Origin of the sequence: Labedaea rhizosphaerae (genome assembly GCF_004362825.1) — a bacterium.
Lineage (GTDB): Bacteria > Actinomycetota > Actinomycetes > Mycobacteriales > Pseudonocardiaceae > Labedaea > Labedaea rhizosphaerae.
In genome coordinates, this window is the sequence record NZ_SNXZ01000008.1 from 212,957 (window position 1) to 227,997 (window position 15,041).

Consider the following 15,041-nt stretch of genomic DNA (forward strand, 5'->3'; position numbering starts at 1 on the left):
ATGCTCCACCACGTCCAGGTGGCCGGGCCCGAGGGCTGCGAGCAGTGGATGCGGGAGTTCTACACCGGCGTGCTCGGCTGGGCCGAGCTGCCGAAGCCGCCACTGCTGGCCAAGCGCGGTGGCTGCTGGTTCGCCGTGCCCGGGCACGGCGGCCCGGACGCCGAACTGCACGTGGGCATCGAGGACGACTTCCGTCCCGCCCGCAAAGCCCACCCCGCGTTCGTGGTGGACGTCGACGCGCTCGCGGCGAAGCTCGACGCGGCGGGTCACCCGGTGACCTGGGCGGATCCGGCGGAGATCCCGGGCCGGCGACGCTTCCACGTCGCCGACCCGGTCGGCAACCGCCTGGAGTTCCTGGAGGGCTAGCGGGCCATCTCCAGCAGTGCGAGCACGTCCTCGGGGGTCAGGCTGCGCAGTGCGGTCAGCTCGAGCTCGCCGAACGAGCGGAACGGGCTGAAGTACCACTTGCCGTCCACCTGCGTGGTGACCACGCCGATGCCGTTCTTCAGCAACCCGCCGACCAGGTGCTGCAACGCGGCCTGCACCTGCGGTGGCATCGAGCTGCCGGAGATCTGGTCGGTCAGGTCGGCGACGCACATCTTCTTGCTCTGACCCTCACCGGTCAGCTGGAAGCAGTCGCCCTGCCGCTCGATGGCGTAGGTCTGGCCGTTGGGCGCCTGCACGGTGAGCTTGCGCAGCGTGACCTTCGTGCCGCCGGTGACCTGCGACGCGTCGGTCTCCAGCGTGGTGATCTTGGCGCCGGTCGGCCGGGCCGGGCCGATCTTGTCGACGAGCACCGGGCCCGCGTCGTGCAGCGCGCCGAGCTCGTCCGGCGGCAGCAACGCGATCATCTTGGCGACGTCGCGGTCCACCGCGGCCTGCGCGAACTGCTGCACGGCCTCGTTCGGGCTTGCCGCGCCCTGGGCCGCGATGCCTTGCTTCGGCCACGCCTCGTGGGCGTCCTGCAGCGCGTAGTCCGCGACCGTGTAGAGCACGCTCGGGTACCACTGGCCGCCGACGTTCACCGTGGCGATCCGCACCGGCTCGCCGTGGTTCTCCTCCTGGATCTCCTTGGCGATGTCGATGGTCTGCGACTTCGGCGCCTTGTCGCTCACGTCGAGGTGCGCGGCCTCGAGGAACTGCTTGGTCAGCGGGATCTTCGAGAAGTCGGTGTTGACCGTGACCGTGCCCGCGACCAGCTTGGTGATGGTCACGTGGTCGTTGACCCGCTCGGCGTTCGCGTCGTCGAACTTGAGGGCCTTGGTGGTGATCTCGAAGCCGCCGACGTCCTCGGGCTGGGCGTCGCCGTTGAGCACCTGCAGCCGCTTGAGCTCGCTGACGGTGTCGTTGAGCTGGTCGCGCACGAAGTTCGCCTCGGCGGGCACCAGCGTGGTCGCGAGACCCGCGATGTCACCCTTGCCCAGCGTGCTGACCAGGTTCATGGCCGCCGCCGTCGGGTTCGGCGCGCCGACCGGCACCGGCTCCGAGCTGTTGTTCAGCGCGACGACCGTGACCGTGGCGCCGACCGCGACCGCCACGACCGCCGCCGCCACGCCGATGACCAGGCCCTTGCGCTTGCGCGGGCCCGGCTGAGGCGCCGGGTAGCCGTAGCCCTGCTGGCCGAGCGGCTGCGGCCCGGTCGGCGGGTAGACCGGCTGTGAGCCGGTCTGGGGGAACGCCTGCTGGGGCCCGGTCTGGGGAAAGGCCTGCGTCGGCTGCGGACCGGTCTGCGGGTAGCCCTGCTGTGGGTAACCCTGCGGGTACCCCGCTTGCTGCGGGTAGCCGGGCTGCTGCGGGTAGCCCTGCTGGGGGTAACCGCCGCCTTGCCCGTGGTTCTCGGGGCCGGTCGGCGGCCATTGCCCGCCCTGGCCTGGTGGGTAGGTCACGGTGTCCCTCCGGTTGTGTTCGCGGTGCTGGTGCTGTGGTGCTTCCCGGGGCCGGCGAGGACGCCGATCGCGCCGAGCAGGACCAGGGCCGAACCGGTCAACGTGACCGCCGGACCGGTGCCTGCCACACCCAGCAACCCCCCATCATCGACTTGGACGACGGCGACCGTCGCCACGGTTCCCGTCAATACCGCCAAAACGCCCGCCACGCAGGCGGCGGTCCGGCGCAGTCCCAGGGCGTAGGCCACCACACAGAGTGTTATCGCCGGGGTGAGCCCGACCCATACGGTCAACAGGGGGTCGAACGGGCTGCCGTCGAGCAGCCGGTAGAAGCGGATCAGCCCGATCGCCTGGTAGCTGTCGCGGCGCGTGCTGCCCGAGCGGAACCAGGGCAGGAAGGTGCCGACGACGATCAGCACCACGCCGAGGCCCCCGAACCCGGCGCCGGCCACCGGCAGCAGCGCGCGGGGAGATCGCTTCACCTGACCCATCGTGGCAGCACTCTCGGCGATCAGAGGCCGTTTTCCACGGAACAAGTGGGCCCATAGGGGTGAAAGTTGACCACGTTACGTAAGTTTCTGGTGTTGCAGCTGGTCTGCACGTGTCCAAAGTGGCACAGTCGCATATGGACACGACGCGCACCGGCGTGGGGAGCGGCCTGGTGCTGGGAGGTGAGGTCGTGCGCAAACGACCGGGACTGGCCCGTGGCGTGCCGACCATGATCTTGGTGACGGTGGCCATGCTGGGCGTCGCGGGCACTGCTGTCGCGGTGCCGCCGCCACCGCCGAACCCGAGCAACTCCGACATCTCCAACAGCAAGGCCCAGGCGCGCACCAAGTCGGCGAAGGTCGGCAAGCTGACCAACCAGCTGGCCGCCGCCGAGTCCCGGCTCGAGGAACTGCAGGCCGACGTCGAGACCAAGATGGAGATCGCCAACAAGGCCTTGGTCGACCTGCAGACGGCGCAGACCCGGGCCCAGCAGGCGCGCCGGGCCGCCGAGCAGGCCCGCAAGGACGCCGTCGTGGCGGGCAAGCGGATCGAGACCGTGCGCGGCGACCTCGACGAGTTCGCCGCGGCCAGCTACCGCCAGCGCAGCATGGTCGGGTCGATGTCGGCCTACATGGGCGCCAAGAGCCCGGAGGACCTGCTCGAACGCTCGTCGCTGCTGAACGCGGTCAGCTCCAGCCAGCTCGACTCGCTGCAGCTGATGCAGCAGGCCCAGGTCGAGAAGGCCAACAAGGACTCGGCCGCCCGCCAGGCCTTGCAGGTCGCCCAGCAGAAGCAGCGCGAGGCCGAACAGGCCAAGCGCAACGCCGACACCGCCACCCAGGCCGCGGTCCAGGCCAGGCAGCAGCAGGCCGGCGAGAACAGCAGGCTGGTGGCAGCCAAGAAGGAGTACGAGCGGCAGCTGGACCTGGCGCAGGCCAAGGTCGGCAGCCTGCAGTCGCAGCGCCAGAAGTACAACAACTGGCTCGCGGCCAAGCGACGTGAGGACGCGGCCAACGCGCAACACGCGAGCGGGGGCGGCGGGCACCACGGGCACCACGGGTCCGCGGCGGGCAGCGGCTCGGCCCGCACGGTGATCAACCGCGCCCTGGGTGTCCTCGGCACGCCCTACGCGTGGGGCGGCGGCAACGCCTACGGGCCGACCCTCGGCATCCGCGACGGCGGCATCGCCGACATGTACGGCGACTACAACAAGGTCGGGTTCGACTGCTCGGGTCTGATGATCTACTCGTTCGCCGCCGCCGGGGTCTACCTGCCGCACTACAGCGGCTACCAGGCGTATGCGGGCCGGCGGGTGCCGTTGTCCCAGATGCGACCGGGCGACATGCTCTTCTGGGCCTCGGGCGGTGTGATCCACCACGTGGCGCTCTACATCGGCAACGGCCAGATGATCGAGGCCCCGTACTCGGGCTCGCACGTCCGCATCGCCCCCGTCCGCTACGGCGGGATCGTCCCCTACGCGACCCGCGTGCTGTAGCTCGTCGGCCCTACGCTGGGGCACGTGACCAGCCAGCCCCACCAGACCATCGACGGCGCCGTGGTGCTCGCCGGTGGTCAGGCCCGCCGGATGTCCGGTGTGGACAAAGCGATGCTCACCGTCGACGGGATTCCGTTGCTGCACCGCGTGTTGGCCGCCGTCGGGGCGGTGCCGGTGGTGGTGGTCGGACCGGAGCGGCCGGTGCCCGCCGCGGTTCGCTGGACGCGGGAGGAGCCTGCCGGCGGCGGCCCGGTCGCGGGCCTGGCCGCCGGGCTGGCCGCGGTGGACCTGCCGTCGACCGCGACGGTCGCGGTGCTGGCGGCCGACCTCGCGGGCATCACGTCCTCGACCCTTGCGCGGCTGTGCTTCGACGGTGACGGCGCGGTGCTCGTCGACGAGGACGGCCGCGAGCAGTGGCTCATCGGCGTGTGGCGCCTGGGCGCGTTGCGTGCGGCCATCCCCGCGCAGCCGCGGGACCGATCGCTGCGTTCGGTGCTGGGCGGGCTAGACGTCACGCGGGTGCCCGCGCGGCCGGGGGAGTGCGTGGACGTGGACACCCCGGCCGACCTCCGCCCCTGATCGGCATGCTTCACATCCGTCATACCGGGTATCGGGTTGCCTTGGTCCCGGTGGTTTGTGCCGCCGCTGAACGAGGAGGTAACCCCTGTGACCGAGCCCGGTCAGGTCGATTCCGCGACCGCGACCCCGGCCCGTGACGCGCAGCTGCTCGAGCGCACCGTGTTCGAGGTCAAGCGGGTGATCGTCGGGCAGGACCGGCTGGTCGAGCGGATGCTCGTCGGCCTGCTGTCCCGGGGGCACCTGCTGCTCGAAGGCGTACCCGGTGTGGCCAAGACGCTTGCCGTGGAGACCTTCGCGCGGGTGGTCGGCGGCTCCTTCTCCCGCGTGCAGTTCACCCCGGACCTGGTGCCCGCCGACATCCTCGGCACGCGCATCTACCGGCAGACCAACGAGCAGTTCGACGTCGAGCTCGGTCCCGTCGTGGCGAACTTCGTCCTGGCCGACGAGATCAACCGCGCACCCGCCAAGGTGCAGTCGGCGATGCTCGAGGTGATGGCCGAGCGGCACGTGTCGATCGGCGGTCAGACCTTCCCGATGCCCGACCCGTTCCTGGTGCTGGCGACCCAGAACCCCATCGAGAACGAGGGCGTCTACCCGCTTCCCGAGGCGCAACGCGACCGGTTCCTCTTCAAGATCATCGTCGAGTACCCGACGGCGGAGGAGGAGCGCGAGATCGTCTACCGGATGGGCGTGACCCCGCCGGAGCCGAACCAGGTGCTCACGCCGGCCGAGCTGGTCCGCCTGCAGGGCGTGGCCTCGCAGGTGTTCGTGCACCACGCGCTCGTCGACTACGTGGTGCGGCTGGTGCTCGCCACCCGCACCCCGGGCGACCACGGCCTGACCGACGTGGCCGGCTGGATCGCCTACGGCGCCTCGCCGCGCGCCAGCCTGGGCATCGTCGCCGCCGCCCGCGCGCTGGCCTTGGTGCGTGGCCGCGACTACGTGCTGCCGCAGGACGTCGTGGACGTGGTGCCCGACGTGTTGCGCCACCGCCTGGTGCTCTCCTACGACGCGCTGGCCGACGGCGTGCCGCTGGACCACATCATCACCCGGGTGTTGCAGACCGTGCCGCTGCCGCAGGTCTCGGCGCGACCGCAGAACTCGGCCGGGCACCAGACGCCTGCTGGAGTGGCCGGGCACCCGTGACGCGCGACCGGAAAGCCGAGGCCACCCGGCCGTCGTGGGCGCCGCCGGTGCTGCGGGGCGACCGGTTGGAAGCGAGCCTGCGCACGCTGGAGCTCGAGGTGCGCCGCCGCCTCGACGGCCTGCTGCAAGGAAACCACCTGGGTCTGGTGCCGGGCCCCGGCTCGGAGCCGGGCGAGGCACGGCCGTACCAGCCGGGCGACGACGTGCGCCGGATGGACTGGGCGGTGACCGCGCGCACCACCGTGCCGCACATCCGGGAGACCGTCGCCGACCGCGAGCTGGAGACGTGGGTCGCGGTGGACCTCTCGGCGAGCCTCGACTTCGGCACCGCCGGGTGCGAGAAGCGCGACCTCGCGGTCGCCGCCGTCGCGGCCCTCGCGCACCTCACCCAGGGTGGTGGCAACCGGATCGGCGCGCTGGTGTCGACCGGTGAGTCGATCACCCGCATGCCCGCGCGCGGCGGCCTCGCCTATGCGCGCGGCCTCGTCCGCAAGATCGCGCAGACGCCCAGGGCGGCCGAAGGCGTGCGCGGTGACCTGGCCGGGGTGCTCGAGCAGCTGCGCAGGCCACCACGCAGGCGCGGGCTCGCCGTGGTGATCTCCGACTTCCTCGGTCCGATGGACTGGCAGCGCCCGCTGCGCGCGCTGTCGGCCCGGCACGACCTGATCGCGATCGAGGTGCTGGACCCCAGGGACGTCGACCTGCCGGACATCGGCATGGTCGTGCTGGCCGACCCGGAATCCGGCCAGCAGCGTGAGGTGCACGCGACTCCGTTGCTGCGCAAGGAATTCGCGGCCGCCGCGGCCGAGCACCGGGCCCACGTGGCCGCCGGGATCCGCCAGGCCGGGGCCGGGCACCTCGTGCTGCGCACGGACTCGGACTGGATCGCCGACACGGTCCGGTTCGTGGTGGCCCGCAAGCGCCGGTGGTCGGGAGGAGTGGCCTGATGTTCCCGTTGAGCTTCCACGGGTTCACCACGCCGTGGTGGTTCCTGCTGCTCGTCGCGGTGGCGGCACTGGCCGGCGGTTACCTGTGGGTGCAGCGCCTGCGGCGCCGCCGGGTGCTGCGCTTCTCCAACCTCGAACTGCTGGACCGCGTCGCCCCGAAGCGCCCGAGCCGGCTGCGGCACGTGCCCGCCGCGGTGTTGATCGTGTCGCTGATGCTGCTCACCACGGCGATGGCCGGCCCGACCGCCGAGCAGAAGGTCCCGCGCAACCGCGCGACCGTGATGCTGGTGATCGACGTGTCGCTGTCGATGCAGGCCACCGACGTCAAGCCGACCCGGCTCGACGCGGCCAAGGCGGCGGCGAAGTCGTTCGTGGAGAACATGACCCCGGGCGTGAACCTCGGCCTGATCTCGTTCGCGGGCACCGCGACGGTGCTGGCACCGCCGACCACCGACCGGCCGAGCGTCGCGCACGCCATCGACGGGTTGAAGCTGGCCCAGTCGACCGCGACCGGCGAGGCCATTTTCGCTGCGCTGCAAGCAATCGACGGCTTCTCCCAGGTGGTGGGCGGCCCGCAGGGTCCGCCGCCGGCCCGCATCGTGCTGATGAGCGACGGCAAGCAGACCATCCCGACCGAGCGCCCCGAGGACCCGCGTGGCGGCTTCACCGCGGCGCGGCAGGCCAAGGACAAGGGCGTCCCGATCTCGACGATCTCGTTCGGCACGATCGGCGCCACCATCGACATCGACGGCCGCCCGCAGCGCGTGGACGTGGACGACGACTCGCTGCGCACCATCGCCGACCTGTCGGGCGGCGAGTTCTACAAGGCGGCGACGGCGGATCAGCTGCGCCGGGTGTACGACACGCTGGGCGAGCAGATCGGCTACGAGACCAAGGATGCCGATGCCAGCAGACCGTGGCTGATGCTGGGCACGTTGACGGCGTTGGTGGCCGCGGCCAGCGCGTTGGTGATCTCCCAGCGCCTGCCGTAGGCCTGTCCGCTACCGGACGGGCCTAGCGAGTCGCGGTCAGGCCCGCTTCGTGCGCGAGGATCGCCGCCTGGACGCGATTCTCCAGGTCCAGGCGGGTGAGGATCGCCGTGACGTGCCCCTTCACGGTGCCCTCCACCACGTCGAGGCGGCGCGCGATCTGGGCGTTGGACATGCCCGCACCAAGCAGAGCCAGCACATCGCGTTCGCGGCCGGTGAGCGAGTCGACCTTGGCCCGGGCCGTCGTGGCGCGGCCCAGACCGGTGGCGCGCAGCCGCCCGATCACGCGGTCGGCCAGCTTCGGCGCCAGGTAGGCACCGCCGTCGGCCAGGGCGTGCACGCCGGCGATCAGCTCGCGCGGATCACCCGACTTGAGCAGGAAGCCCTTCGCGCCGCCGTCGAGGGCTCGGGTGAGGTACTCGTCGTCGCCGAACGTCGTCAGGATCGCGACGGCCACCGACGGCGTCGCGCGGGCGATCTCCGCTGCTGCCGCCAACCCGTCCAGGCCGGGCATGCGGATGTCGAGCAGCGCGACGTCCGGGCGGTGCGCGGCCGCCAGTTCGACGGCCGCCCTGCCATCCGCGGCCTCGGCGACGACCTCGAGGTCCGCGTCGGCGGCGAGGATGGCCCGCACCCCGGCGCGGATCATCGCCTCGTCGTCGGCGAGCAGCACCCGGATCACGAGGCCTCCGCGTGCGGCAGTGTGGCGACGAGGTGGAACTCGCGGTCGCGTGGTCCGGCTTCGAGGGTCCCGCCGGCGAGCCGGACGCGTTCGCGCAGCGCCACCAGCCCCAGCCGCCCGCCCGCACCTCGCCGTGCCCCGGGTTTCACGGCGTTGGTCACGCTGATCACCGTAGCGACGTCCTGCACCGCCACCCGGACCCGCACCGCCGATCCCTGTGCGTGCTTCACCGCGTTGGTCAGGGCCTCCTGGACGACCCGGTGCGCGGTCTGGTCGACTCGGGGTGGCAGGCGCCGCGGTCCGGTCCACTCCAGGGTCACGTCCACCCCAGCGTCGGCGGCGCGGGCGACCAGGTCGTCGACGTGGTCGGCGACCGGGTGCAGGGGCGCCGGTTCGCCGTCACGCAGGACCCGGATGATGTCGCTCAGCACATCCGTTGTGGCCGCGGCCCCGGCACGCAGTTCGGCGACCGCCGCCCGGTGCCGGTCACCGAGGTCCGCCGAAACCTCCAGCGCCCCGGCGCGCAAGGCCAGCAGACTGAGTTCGTGCCCGAGCGTGTCGTGCATGTCGTGGGCGATGCGGGTGCGCTCGCGCAGGTGCACCCGCTCGGCGATCGCCGCCGCCAGTTCGGCTTGCTGGCGGATCGCGCGCCCGATGCCCCATGGCGCGACGACCGCCAGTGCCAGCACCACGAGCCCCGTGGCCCAGACCTCCGCCACGACGAAGGCGAGCACCAGTGCCACCACGGCCCCGGCCGCGAACACCACCAACGCCGCGCCCGCCCGGTCCAGCCGCCGCCCGGCCAGCAGGCTGACCAGCGCGAGCGCCAGTCCGAACGCGACAGTCCACGGTGGAACCGCTCGGTCCAGGGCCGGTGCCGTCGCCACCGCGCCTGCCACGCACACACCGAGCGAGCCCACCGGAAACCTCGGCAGAAGGACCGTGGCGAGGATGGGCGCCGACAACGCTCCGGTCAGCGCCCAGCCCGGCAATCCCGACAGAGCGGGGACGGCGAGCATCGCCACCAGGAGCGCCAGCGCCCACCCCGGAGCGGGCCACCGGCTCGGCGAGATCTCCACGCGCATGGACGTTACCCGGTGCTGACCTGCGTCGATGCGCGCCGCACCCGGACCAGGGCGATGACGCGGGCGGCGATGACGCCCAGGTTCACCACGGTGGTGACCAGCACCCACACGAACAACGCCACCGAGTAGTAGACGATCTCGCCGTAGGTGACGTCGCGCCCGCCGCCGACGACCGAGCCGAGCAGGTACGGCAGCGGCACGAGAACCGCGAGCGGCAGAAGGCGCGGCGCCAGGCGCAGGGCGAGCCGCCAGGCCGGCCGGGTGCCCAACCGCTCGGCCCACCGGCGACCCCGCACGATGGCCCGGACCCCGAGCGCGGCGCCGACCAGCGTGAGGGCGCCGAGCACCAGGTCGATCACCAGCCGCGTCGGCGCTCCGGTCGACGGCGTGCCGCCCGCCAACAGGGTGGCGATCCCGTCTTCCAGCAGCGCTGTGCCGTCGTTGCCCAGGGAGTAGCCGCTGTTGGTCAGCACGGCGATGCCGTAGCCGGACGGCAGCAGCAGTTCCCCCGCGGTGTAGGTGAACCAGATCCCGCTGTGCCGCACCTGGCCGTTCGGGCTGGTGTCCCAGCCCATCGCGTACGTCCACCGTGGATCGGCGGCCGTGTGCATCGCGGTGATGGCCTGCGGCGAGACGAGCCGGGTGCCGTCCGCGGTGCGGCCGCCGTTGCCCTGCACCACGAGCCAGCGCGCCATGTCGGCCGCGGTGGTGATCACCCCGTCGCTGCCCGCCACGAACCGGTCCGGCTCGGCCGCCGGGATCGACAGGCCGTAGGCGTAGACGTACCCCTTGGCGACCGTGGCGGGCAGGTCCCGCGGGGTGCGGTCGATCGTCGTGGTCGCCCGCATCCCGGCCGGGCCGAAGACGTGCGTTCGCAGGTAGTTCGCGAACGGCTCGTGCGCCACCACCTCGACGAGCCGGGCGGCGAGGTGGTAGTTCGTGTTGGTGTAGTGGTGTTCCGTGCCGGGTTCGGCGGCCAGGGTGGCTTGGTGGGCTCGCGTCACCGCGCCCGCCAGCGAGTCCGGCTGCGGCAGGCTCTTCTCCCGAAGGGTGCCGTCGGTGATCCCCGAGGTCTGGTTCAGCAACTGCCGCACGGTGATCCCGGCACCGCGCGGGTCGGCCAGGTGGAAGTCCGGGACGTAGTCGCGCACCGGCCGATCCAGCGCCACCTTGCCCGCCTCGACCAGTTGCAGCACCGCCAGCGCTGTGAACGACTTGCTGACCGAGGCGACGGGCATCGGCGTCGCCGCGGTGATCGCCGCCCCGGCGGAGTCGTGGCCGTAGCCCGCCACGTGGACGACCTGATCGCCCTTGGTGATCGCGACGGCGACCCCGCGGTAGCCGGCCTCGTCGGCGAATTCGGCCACGAACCGGTCCACCGCCGCCAAGTCGCCGCCCGTGGCCCCGAACGCCGGCCCCGGCGCCACCACCACCATCGCCACGGCTGCTGCCGCCGACGCCCAGAACCGCATTTTGCCTTGCCCCACAACGCACTCCGATCGTCTCGTCAACGAGCGGAAACGCTAGGAAGCCTGGCGCGGCGGGTCAGGACCCGAACGGCAGGGCCGACCCCTGACCTTCGTCAGGTGCGGGCGGTGATCAGCCAGCACGCCGAGCGGTAGCGGACGCCACGTCCGGGCTCGTAGTGCTGTTCAAGGCTGACCCGCAGTCGTCGGAGCGCCTCGGTGCGGGCGGCCGGGTCGAGCTGGGCGATGAGACCGGCGTGCTGGGCGGTGAGGTAGTCGAACGCGGTGTCGACGTCCGGGCCGAAGTCCATGTCCTGCTCTTCGGGCTGGACGTCGACGGCCGTGAAGCCCGCGGCGGTCAGCACGGCTTCGGCGCGCGCCGGGTCGGCGAAGGACAGCGGGCTCGGCCGGCCGTCGGCGGGTGGCCCTTGGGTCCCGGGGTTGAGGGCGCCGAGGATGCGGTGCAGGAACGGGTTGCGGTCGAACGCCTGCCACACCAACAGGACGAGCCGCCCGCCCGGCTTCAACGCCCGCGCCAGGTTGGCGAACGCGGCCACCGGGTCGTCGAAGAACATCGCCCCGTGCCGGCTCACGACGACGTCCACAATGGCCGGATCGAACGGGTGGACTTGGGCGTCGGCTTGGGTGAACGACGTGTTGGTCAAGTGCTCGTCGTGGGCGCGCCGGCGGGCCAGTTCGAGCATCCGGGCCGAGAGGTCCACCCCGTGCGCGTGCCCGCTCGCGGTGACCAGCCGGGCCGCGGTGCGGGTGATGACGCCGGTCCCGCAGCCGACATCGAGGACCCGGTGGCCGGGTTCCAGGGCGGCCGCCCGCACCAGCGCCGGGGTGTAGGCGGCGACACCGCGGTCGAAGTCGTCGGCGTGGTCGACCCAGAAGTCACCGGTGGCGCCGTCCCACGCGTCCCACTGAGCGGCGTTCGCTGTCGTCGAAGTCATGGCGATCATCCTCACGACGGGCGCCCAGGCCACGCAAAAGTTTGCGGAATCTGCAAAACTCGACCTCGTGGAGGTCGATCGCGTCGTCGCTGAGGTGGGACCGCACCTGCGGCAACGACGGCTCGACGCGGGCTGGTCGCTGGCCCGGGTCGCCGAGCTGCTCGGGGTGTCGATCAGCACCGTGTCCCGGCTCGAATCGGGTCACCGGGCGCCGACCCTGGAGGTGTTGCTGCCGCTGGCCCGCCACTACGGCGTGACGCTCGACGAACTGGTCGGTGCGCCGCCGACCGCCGACCCGCGCACCCATCCGCGCCCGAAGACGCGGGGCAGCATGACGGCGCTGCCGCTGCACCTGGGACCCGGTTTGGAGGCGTTCAAGAACGTCCTGGCCCCTGGCCCGCCGGACGCCCGCATCCCGACGCGCTCCCACCCGGGCTACCACTGGCTGTACGTCCTGCGCGGTGCCCTTCGCGTCCTCCTCGGTGATGCCGAGTACGTCGTACGGGCGGGCGAGTCGTTCGAGATCAGCGACACGCGCCTTGCTCACGGCTTCGGCAACGCCGAGCCCGCCGCCGTGGAGTTCCTCAGCATCCTGGGCAACAGCGAGCAGGGCATCACCCACCGGCGGCCGGGCTGATCGGTGGCGTGCCTGTGCGGTGGCTGCGGCTGGGCGGATAGCCTCACGGTGTCGTGGATCGGCTAGGTGAGGGAGCTGTGGTGGGCGGACGGTCGGTGCTGGTGACCGGGGGCAACCGGGGGATCGGGCTGGCGATCGCGCGGGCGTTCGCCGAGCAGGGCGACAAGGTCGCCGTCACCCATCGGGGGTCCGGGGCGCCCGAGGGTCTGCTGGGCGTTCAGTGCGACGTCACCGATGTCGACCAGATCGACGCCGCCTTCACCGAGATCGAGGCCGCGCACGGCCCCGTTGAGGTCCTCGTGGCCAACGCGGGCATCACCGACGACACGCTGCTGATGCGGATGAGCGACGAGCAGTTCACCAGGGTGATCGAGGCCAACCTGACCGGGTCGTTCCGGGTGGTGAAGCGCGCTTCCCGCGGGATGCTGCGGGCCAAGTTCGGGCGGATCGTGTTCATCTCGTCGGTGGTCGGGCTCAACGGCTCGCCCGGCCAGGTGAACTACGCGGCCAGCAAGTCCGGGATGATCGGCATGGCCCGCTCCATCACCCGCGAACTGGGCTCGCGCAACATCACCGCCAACGTGGTCGCGCCCGGCTTCGTGGTCACCGACATGACCAACGCGCTCAGCGAAGACCAGCGCAAGGCGATCATCGACCAGATCCCGGCCAAGCGGTACGCCGAGCCCGAGGAGGTCGCCGGCGTGGTCACGTTCCTCGCCTCCGACGCCGCGGCCTACATCAACGGTGCCGTGGTGCCGGTCGACGGCGGCCTCGGCATGGGCCACTGACCTTGAACGACGAGAGGACACCCAGCACGATGACCGGACTGCTCGAAGGCAAGCGCCTGCTGATCACCGGGATGATCACCGACGCCTCGATCGCCTTCCACGTCGCCAAGACCGCCCAGGAGCAGGGCGCGAAGGTGGTGCTCACCGGGTTTCCCCGGATGAGCCTGGTCAAGCTGATCGCCAAGCGGCTGCCGGCCGAGGCGCCGGTGCTCGAGCTCGACGTCACCAACGACGAGCACCTCGACTCGCTCGCCGACCGGGTGCGGGAGCACGTCGACGGGCTCGACGGCGTCCTGCACTCGATCGCCTTCGCCCCGCAGACCTGCCTCGGTGCACCGTTCATGGACGCGCCCGCCCCGGACGTGGCGAACGCCGTCGAGGTCTCCGCGTTCTCCTACAAGTCCCTGGCCAAGGCGTGCCTGCCGCTGATGACGAACGGCGGCTCCATCGTCGGCATGGACTTCGACGCCCGCGTCGCGTGGCCCGCCTACAACTGGATGGGCGTGGCGAAGGCGGCGCTGGAGTCGGTGAACCGCTACCTGGCGCGGGAACTCGGGCCGCAGGGCATCCGGGTGAACCTCGTGTCCGCGGGTCCGCTCGCCACCATGGCCGCCAAGTCGATCCCCGGCTTCGACGAGCTGCGCGACGCCTGGGACGGCCGGGCTCCGCTCGGCTGGGACGTCAAGGACGCGACGCCCACCGCGAAGACCGTGTGCGCACTGCTCTCGGACTGGCTGCCCGCGACCACCGGGTCGATGATCATGGTGGACGGCGGCGTGCACGCGATGGGGCAGTCGTAGCGATGCAGGTCGACGCGCTGCTCTGGCTGTCCTTCGGCGGCCCGGAGGGTCCTGAGGACGTTCGTCCGTTCCTGGAGAACGTGACGCGTGGCCGGGGCGTGCCGCCCGAGCGGCTGGACGAGGTCGAGCAGCACTACCAGCACTTCGGTGGGGTGTCGCCGATCAACGCGCTCAACTGTGCGGCCATCGAGGCCGTGCGGGCCGAATTCGCGGCCGCGGGCATCGACCTGCCGATCTACTTCGGCAACCGCAACTGGCACCCCATGGCCGCGGACACGGTCGCCGAGATGACCGCCGCCGGGGTGAAGCGGGCCCTGGTGTTCCCGACCAGCGCCTACGGCGGGTACTCGGCGTGCCGCCAGTACGACGAGGACATCGTGGCGGCGCGAGCCTCGGTCGGCGCGGACGCGCCGGAACTGGTGAAGCTGCGCCACTTCTTCGACCACCCGCTGTTCATAGAGTCCTTTGTGGACTCGGTGAAGGCGGCCGCGGCCACGCTGTCCACCCAGGACTACCGGCTGGTGTTCACGGCGCACTCGGTGCCGCTGTCCGCGGACGCCGCGGCCGGACCGCCGGAGGAGGGCGGGCACCGGTACTCGCGGCAGATCGCCGAGGCCGCCCGGCTGGTGGCCGCGGGTGTCGGGGTGGCCGACTACGACGTGGTGTGGCAGTCGCGGTCGGGCCCGGCGCGGATCCCGTGGCTGGAGCCGGACATCGTCGACCACCTCGATGCCTTGCACGCCAAGGGGATCGGTGCCGTAGTGGGGTGCCCGATCGGCTTCGTGAGCGATCACCTCGAGGTCGTGTGGGACCTGGACACCGAGGCCCGGGAGCGGGCCGGCGAACTCGGCATGGAGTTCGCCCGCGCGGCGACGCCGGGTGCGGATCGGCGGTTCGCGCAGTTGGTGGTCGAGCTGGTGCGCGAGCATCTCGACGGGGCTCCGGCACGGAAGTTGTCGGAGTTCCCGGTGGCCGGGTGCACGGTGAACGGCGCGATCTGTGCGGTCGGGTGTTGCGAGCCGGCGAAACGTCCGGCACGACCGGCGTGAGCCAGTTGAGGACAATTACTCACGAGATCGTGACCGCCGGCCGATAG

At 71.8% G+C, this 15,041-nt stretch carries 16 protein-coding genes; 10 read left to right on the forward strand and 6 right to left on the reverse strand.

Going from position 1 to position 15,041, the window contains the following annotated elements; genetic code table 11:
* A complete protein-coding gene (locus tag EV186_RS33670; RefSeq protein ID WP_133853545.1) occupies positions 1-366 on the forward strand; it encodes a VOC family protein in 366 nt (121 codons plus the stop codon).
* On the opposite strand, the gene EV186_RS33675 is transcribed toward EV186_RS33670, so the two are convergent.
* Together EV186_RS33675 and EV186_RS33680 are read right to left on the reverse strand one after the other, a co-directional pair.
* The gene (locus tag EV186_RS33675) at positions 363-1,886 is read right to left on the reverse strand and encodes a flagellar basal body protein FliL (protein ID WP_133853546.1); all 1,524 of its coding nucleotides are present in this window, start codon (positions 1,884-1,886) and stop codon (positions 363-365) included. The two genes, EV186_RS33670 and EV186_RS33675, sit on opposite strands and share 4 nt — an antisense overlap.
* Positions 1,883-2,368, reverse strand: coding sequence for a hypothetical protein (locus EV186_RS33680; RefSeq protein ID WP_133853547.1), 486 nt, complete (start codon positions 2,366-2,368; stop codon positions 1,883-1,885). Before EV186_RS33680 ends, EV186_RS33675 begins: the two co-directional genes overlap by 4 nt.
* Before the next feature lie 236 nt (positions 2,369-2,604).
* On the opposite strand from EV186_RS33680, the gene EV186_RS33685 reads away from it, so the two are divergent.
* The 5 genes from EV186_RS33685 to EV186_RS33705 all read left to right on the forward strand — a co-directional run bounded on the left by EV186_RS33685 (position 2,605) and on the right by EV186_RS33705 (position 7,534).
* On the forward strand, positions 2,605-3,870 hold the full coding sequence (locus EV186_RS33685) for an NlpC/P60 family protein (RefSeq protein ID WP_133853784.1): 1,266 nt from the start codon (positions 2,605-2,607) through the stop codon (positions 3,868-3,870).
* Positions 3,871-3,960: 90 nt separating this feature from the next.
* Positions 3,961-4,449, forward strand: coding sequence for a molybdenum cofactor guanylyltransferase (gene mobA / locus EV186_RS33690; protein WP_243754462.1), 489 nt, complete (start codon positions 3,961-3,963; stop codon positions 4,447-4,449).
* Between the two features lie 87 nt (positions 4,450-4,536).
* Complete coding sequence (locus tag EV186_RS33695) at positions 4,537-5,595, forward strand: AAA family ATPase (RefSeq protein WP_133853548.1); 1,059 nt, start codon at positions 4,537-4,539, stop codon at positions 5,593-5,595.
* A complete protein-coding gene (locus tag EV186_RS33700) occupies positions 5,592-6,542 on the forward strand; it encodes a DUF58 domain-containing protein (RefSeq protein WP_133853549.1) in 951 nt (316 codons plus the stop codon). The genes EV186_RS33695 and EV186_RS33700 overlap by 4 nt, the downstream gene beginning before the upstream one ends.
* Positions 6,543-6,550: 8 nt before the next feature.
* Positions 6,551-7,534, forward strand: a complete 984-nt coding sequence (locus EV186_RS33705) for a VWA domain-containing protein (RefSeq protein ID WP_133853786.1) — start codon at positions 6,551-6,553, stop codon at positions 7,532-7,534.
* Between the two features lie 22 nt (positions 7,535-7,556).
* On the opposite strand, the gene EV186_RS33710 is transcribed toward EV186_RS33705, so the two are convergent.
* The 4 genes from EV186_RS33710 to EV186_RS33725 form a co-directional block, all read right to left on the reverse strand.
* The gene (locus EV186_RS33710; protein WP_133853550.1) at positions 7,557-8,213 is read right to left on the reverse strand and encodes a response regulator; all 657 of its coding nucleotides are present in this window, start codon (positions 8,211-8,213) and stop codon (positions 7,557-7,559) included.
* Positions 8,210-9,292, reverse strand: coding sequence for a sensor histidine kinase (locus EV186_RS39205; RefSeq protein WP_166659455.1), 1,083 nt, complete (start codon positions 9,290-9,292; stop codon positions 8,210-8,212). The genes EV186_RS33710 and EV186_RS39205 overlap by 4 nt, the downstream gene beginning before the upstream one ends.
* Before the next feature lie 11 nt (positions 9,293-9,303).
* Positions 9,304-10,785, reverse strand: coding sequence for a serine hydrolase domain-containing protein (locus EV186_RS33720; protein ID WP_243754434.1), 1,482 nt, complete (start codon positions 10,783-10,785; stop codon positions 9,304-9,306).
* Positions 10,786-10,880: 95 nt separating this feature from the next.
* Complete coding sequence (locus EV186_RS33725) at positions 10,881-11,720, reverse strand: class I SAM-dependent methyltransferase (RefSeq protein ID WP_243754435.1); 840 nt, start codon at positions 11,718-11,720, stop codon at positions 10,881-10,883.
* Between the two features lie 67 nt (positions 11,721-11,787).
* Here EV186_RS33725 and EV186_RS33730 point away from each other — a divergent pair, with 67 nt between their 5' ends.
* From EV186_RS33730 to EV186_RS33745, 4 genes are all read left to right on the forward strand, one after another.
* Positions 11,788-12,357, forward strand: a complete 570-nt coding sequence (locus tag EV186_RS33730) for a helix-turn-helix domain-containing protein (RefSeq protein ID WP_243754436.1) — start codon at positions 11,788-11,790, stop codon at positions 12,355-12,357.
* Positions 12,358-12,437: 80 nt separating this feature from the next.
* Complete coding sequence (gene fabG / locus EV186_RS33735; RefSeq protein ID WP_133853554.1) at positions 12,438-13,145, forward strand: beta-ketoacyl-ACP reductase; 708 nt, start codon at positions 12,438-12,440, stop codon at positions 13,143-13,145.
* Between the two features lie 29 nt (positions 13,146-13,174).
* Positions 13,175-13,945, forward strand: coding sequence for an enoyl-ACP reductase FabI (fabI, locus tag EV186_RS33740; RefSeq protein WP_133853555.1), 771 nt, complete (start codon positions 13,175-13,177; stop codon positions 13,943-13,945).
* Positions 13,946-13,947: 2 nt separating this feature from the next.
* Positions 13,948-14,994, forward strand: coding sequence for a ferrochelatase (locus tag EV186_RS33745; RefSeq protein ID WP_133853556.1), 1,047 nt, complete (start codon positions 13,948-13,950; stop codon positions 14,992-14,994).
* Positions 14,995-15,041: the final 47 nt, after the last annotated feature.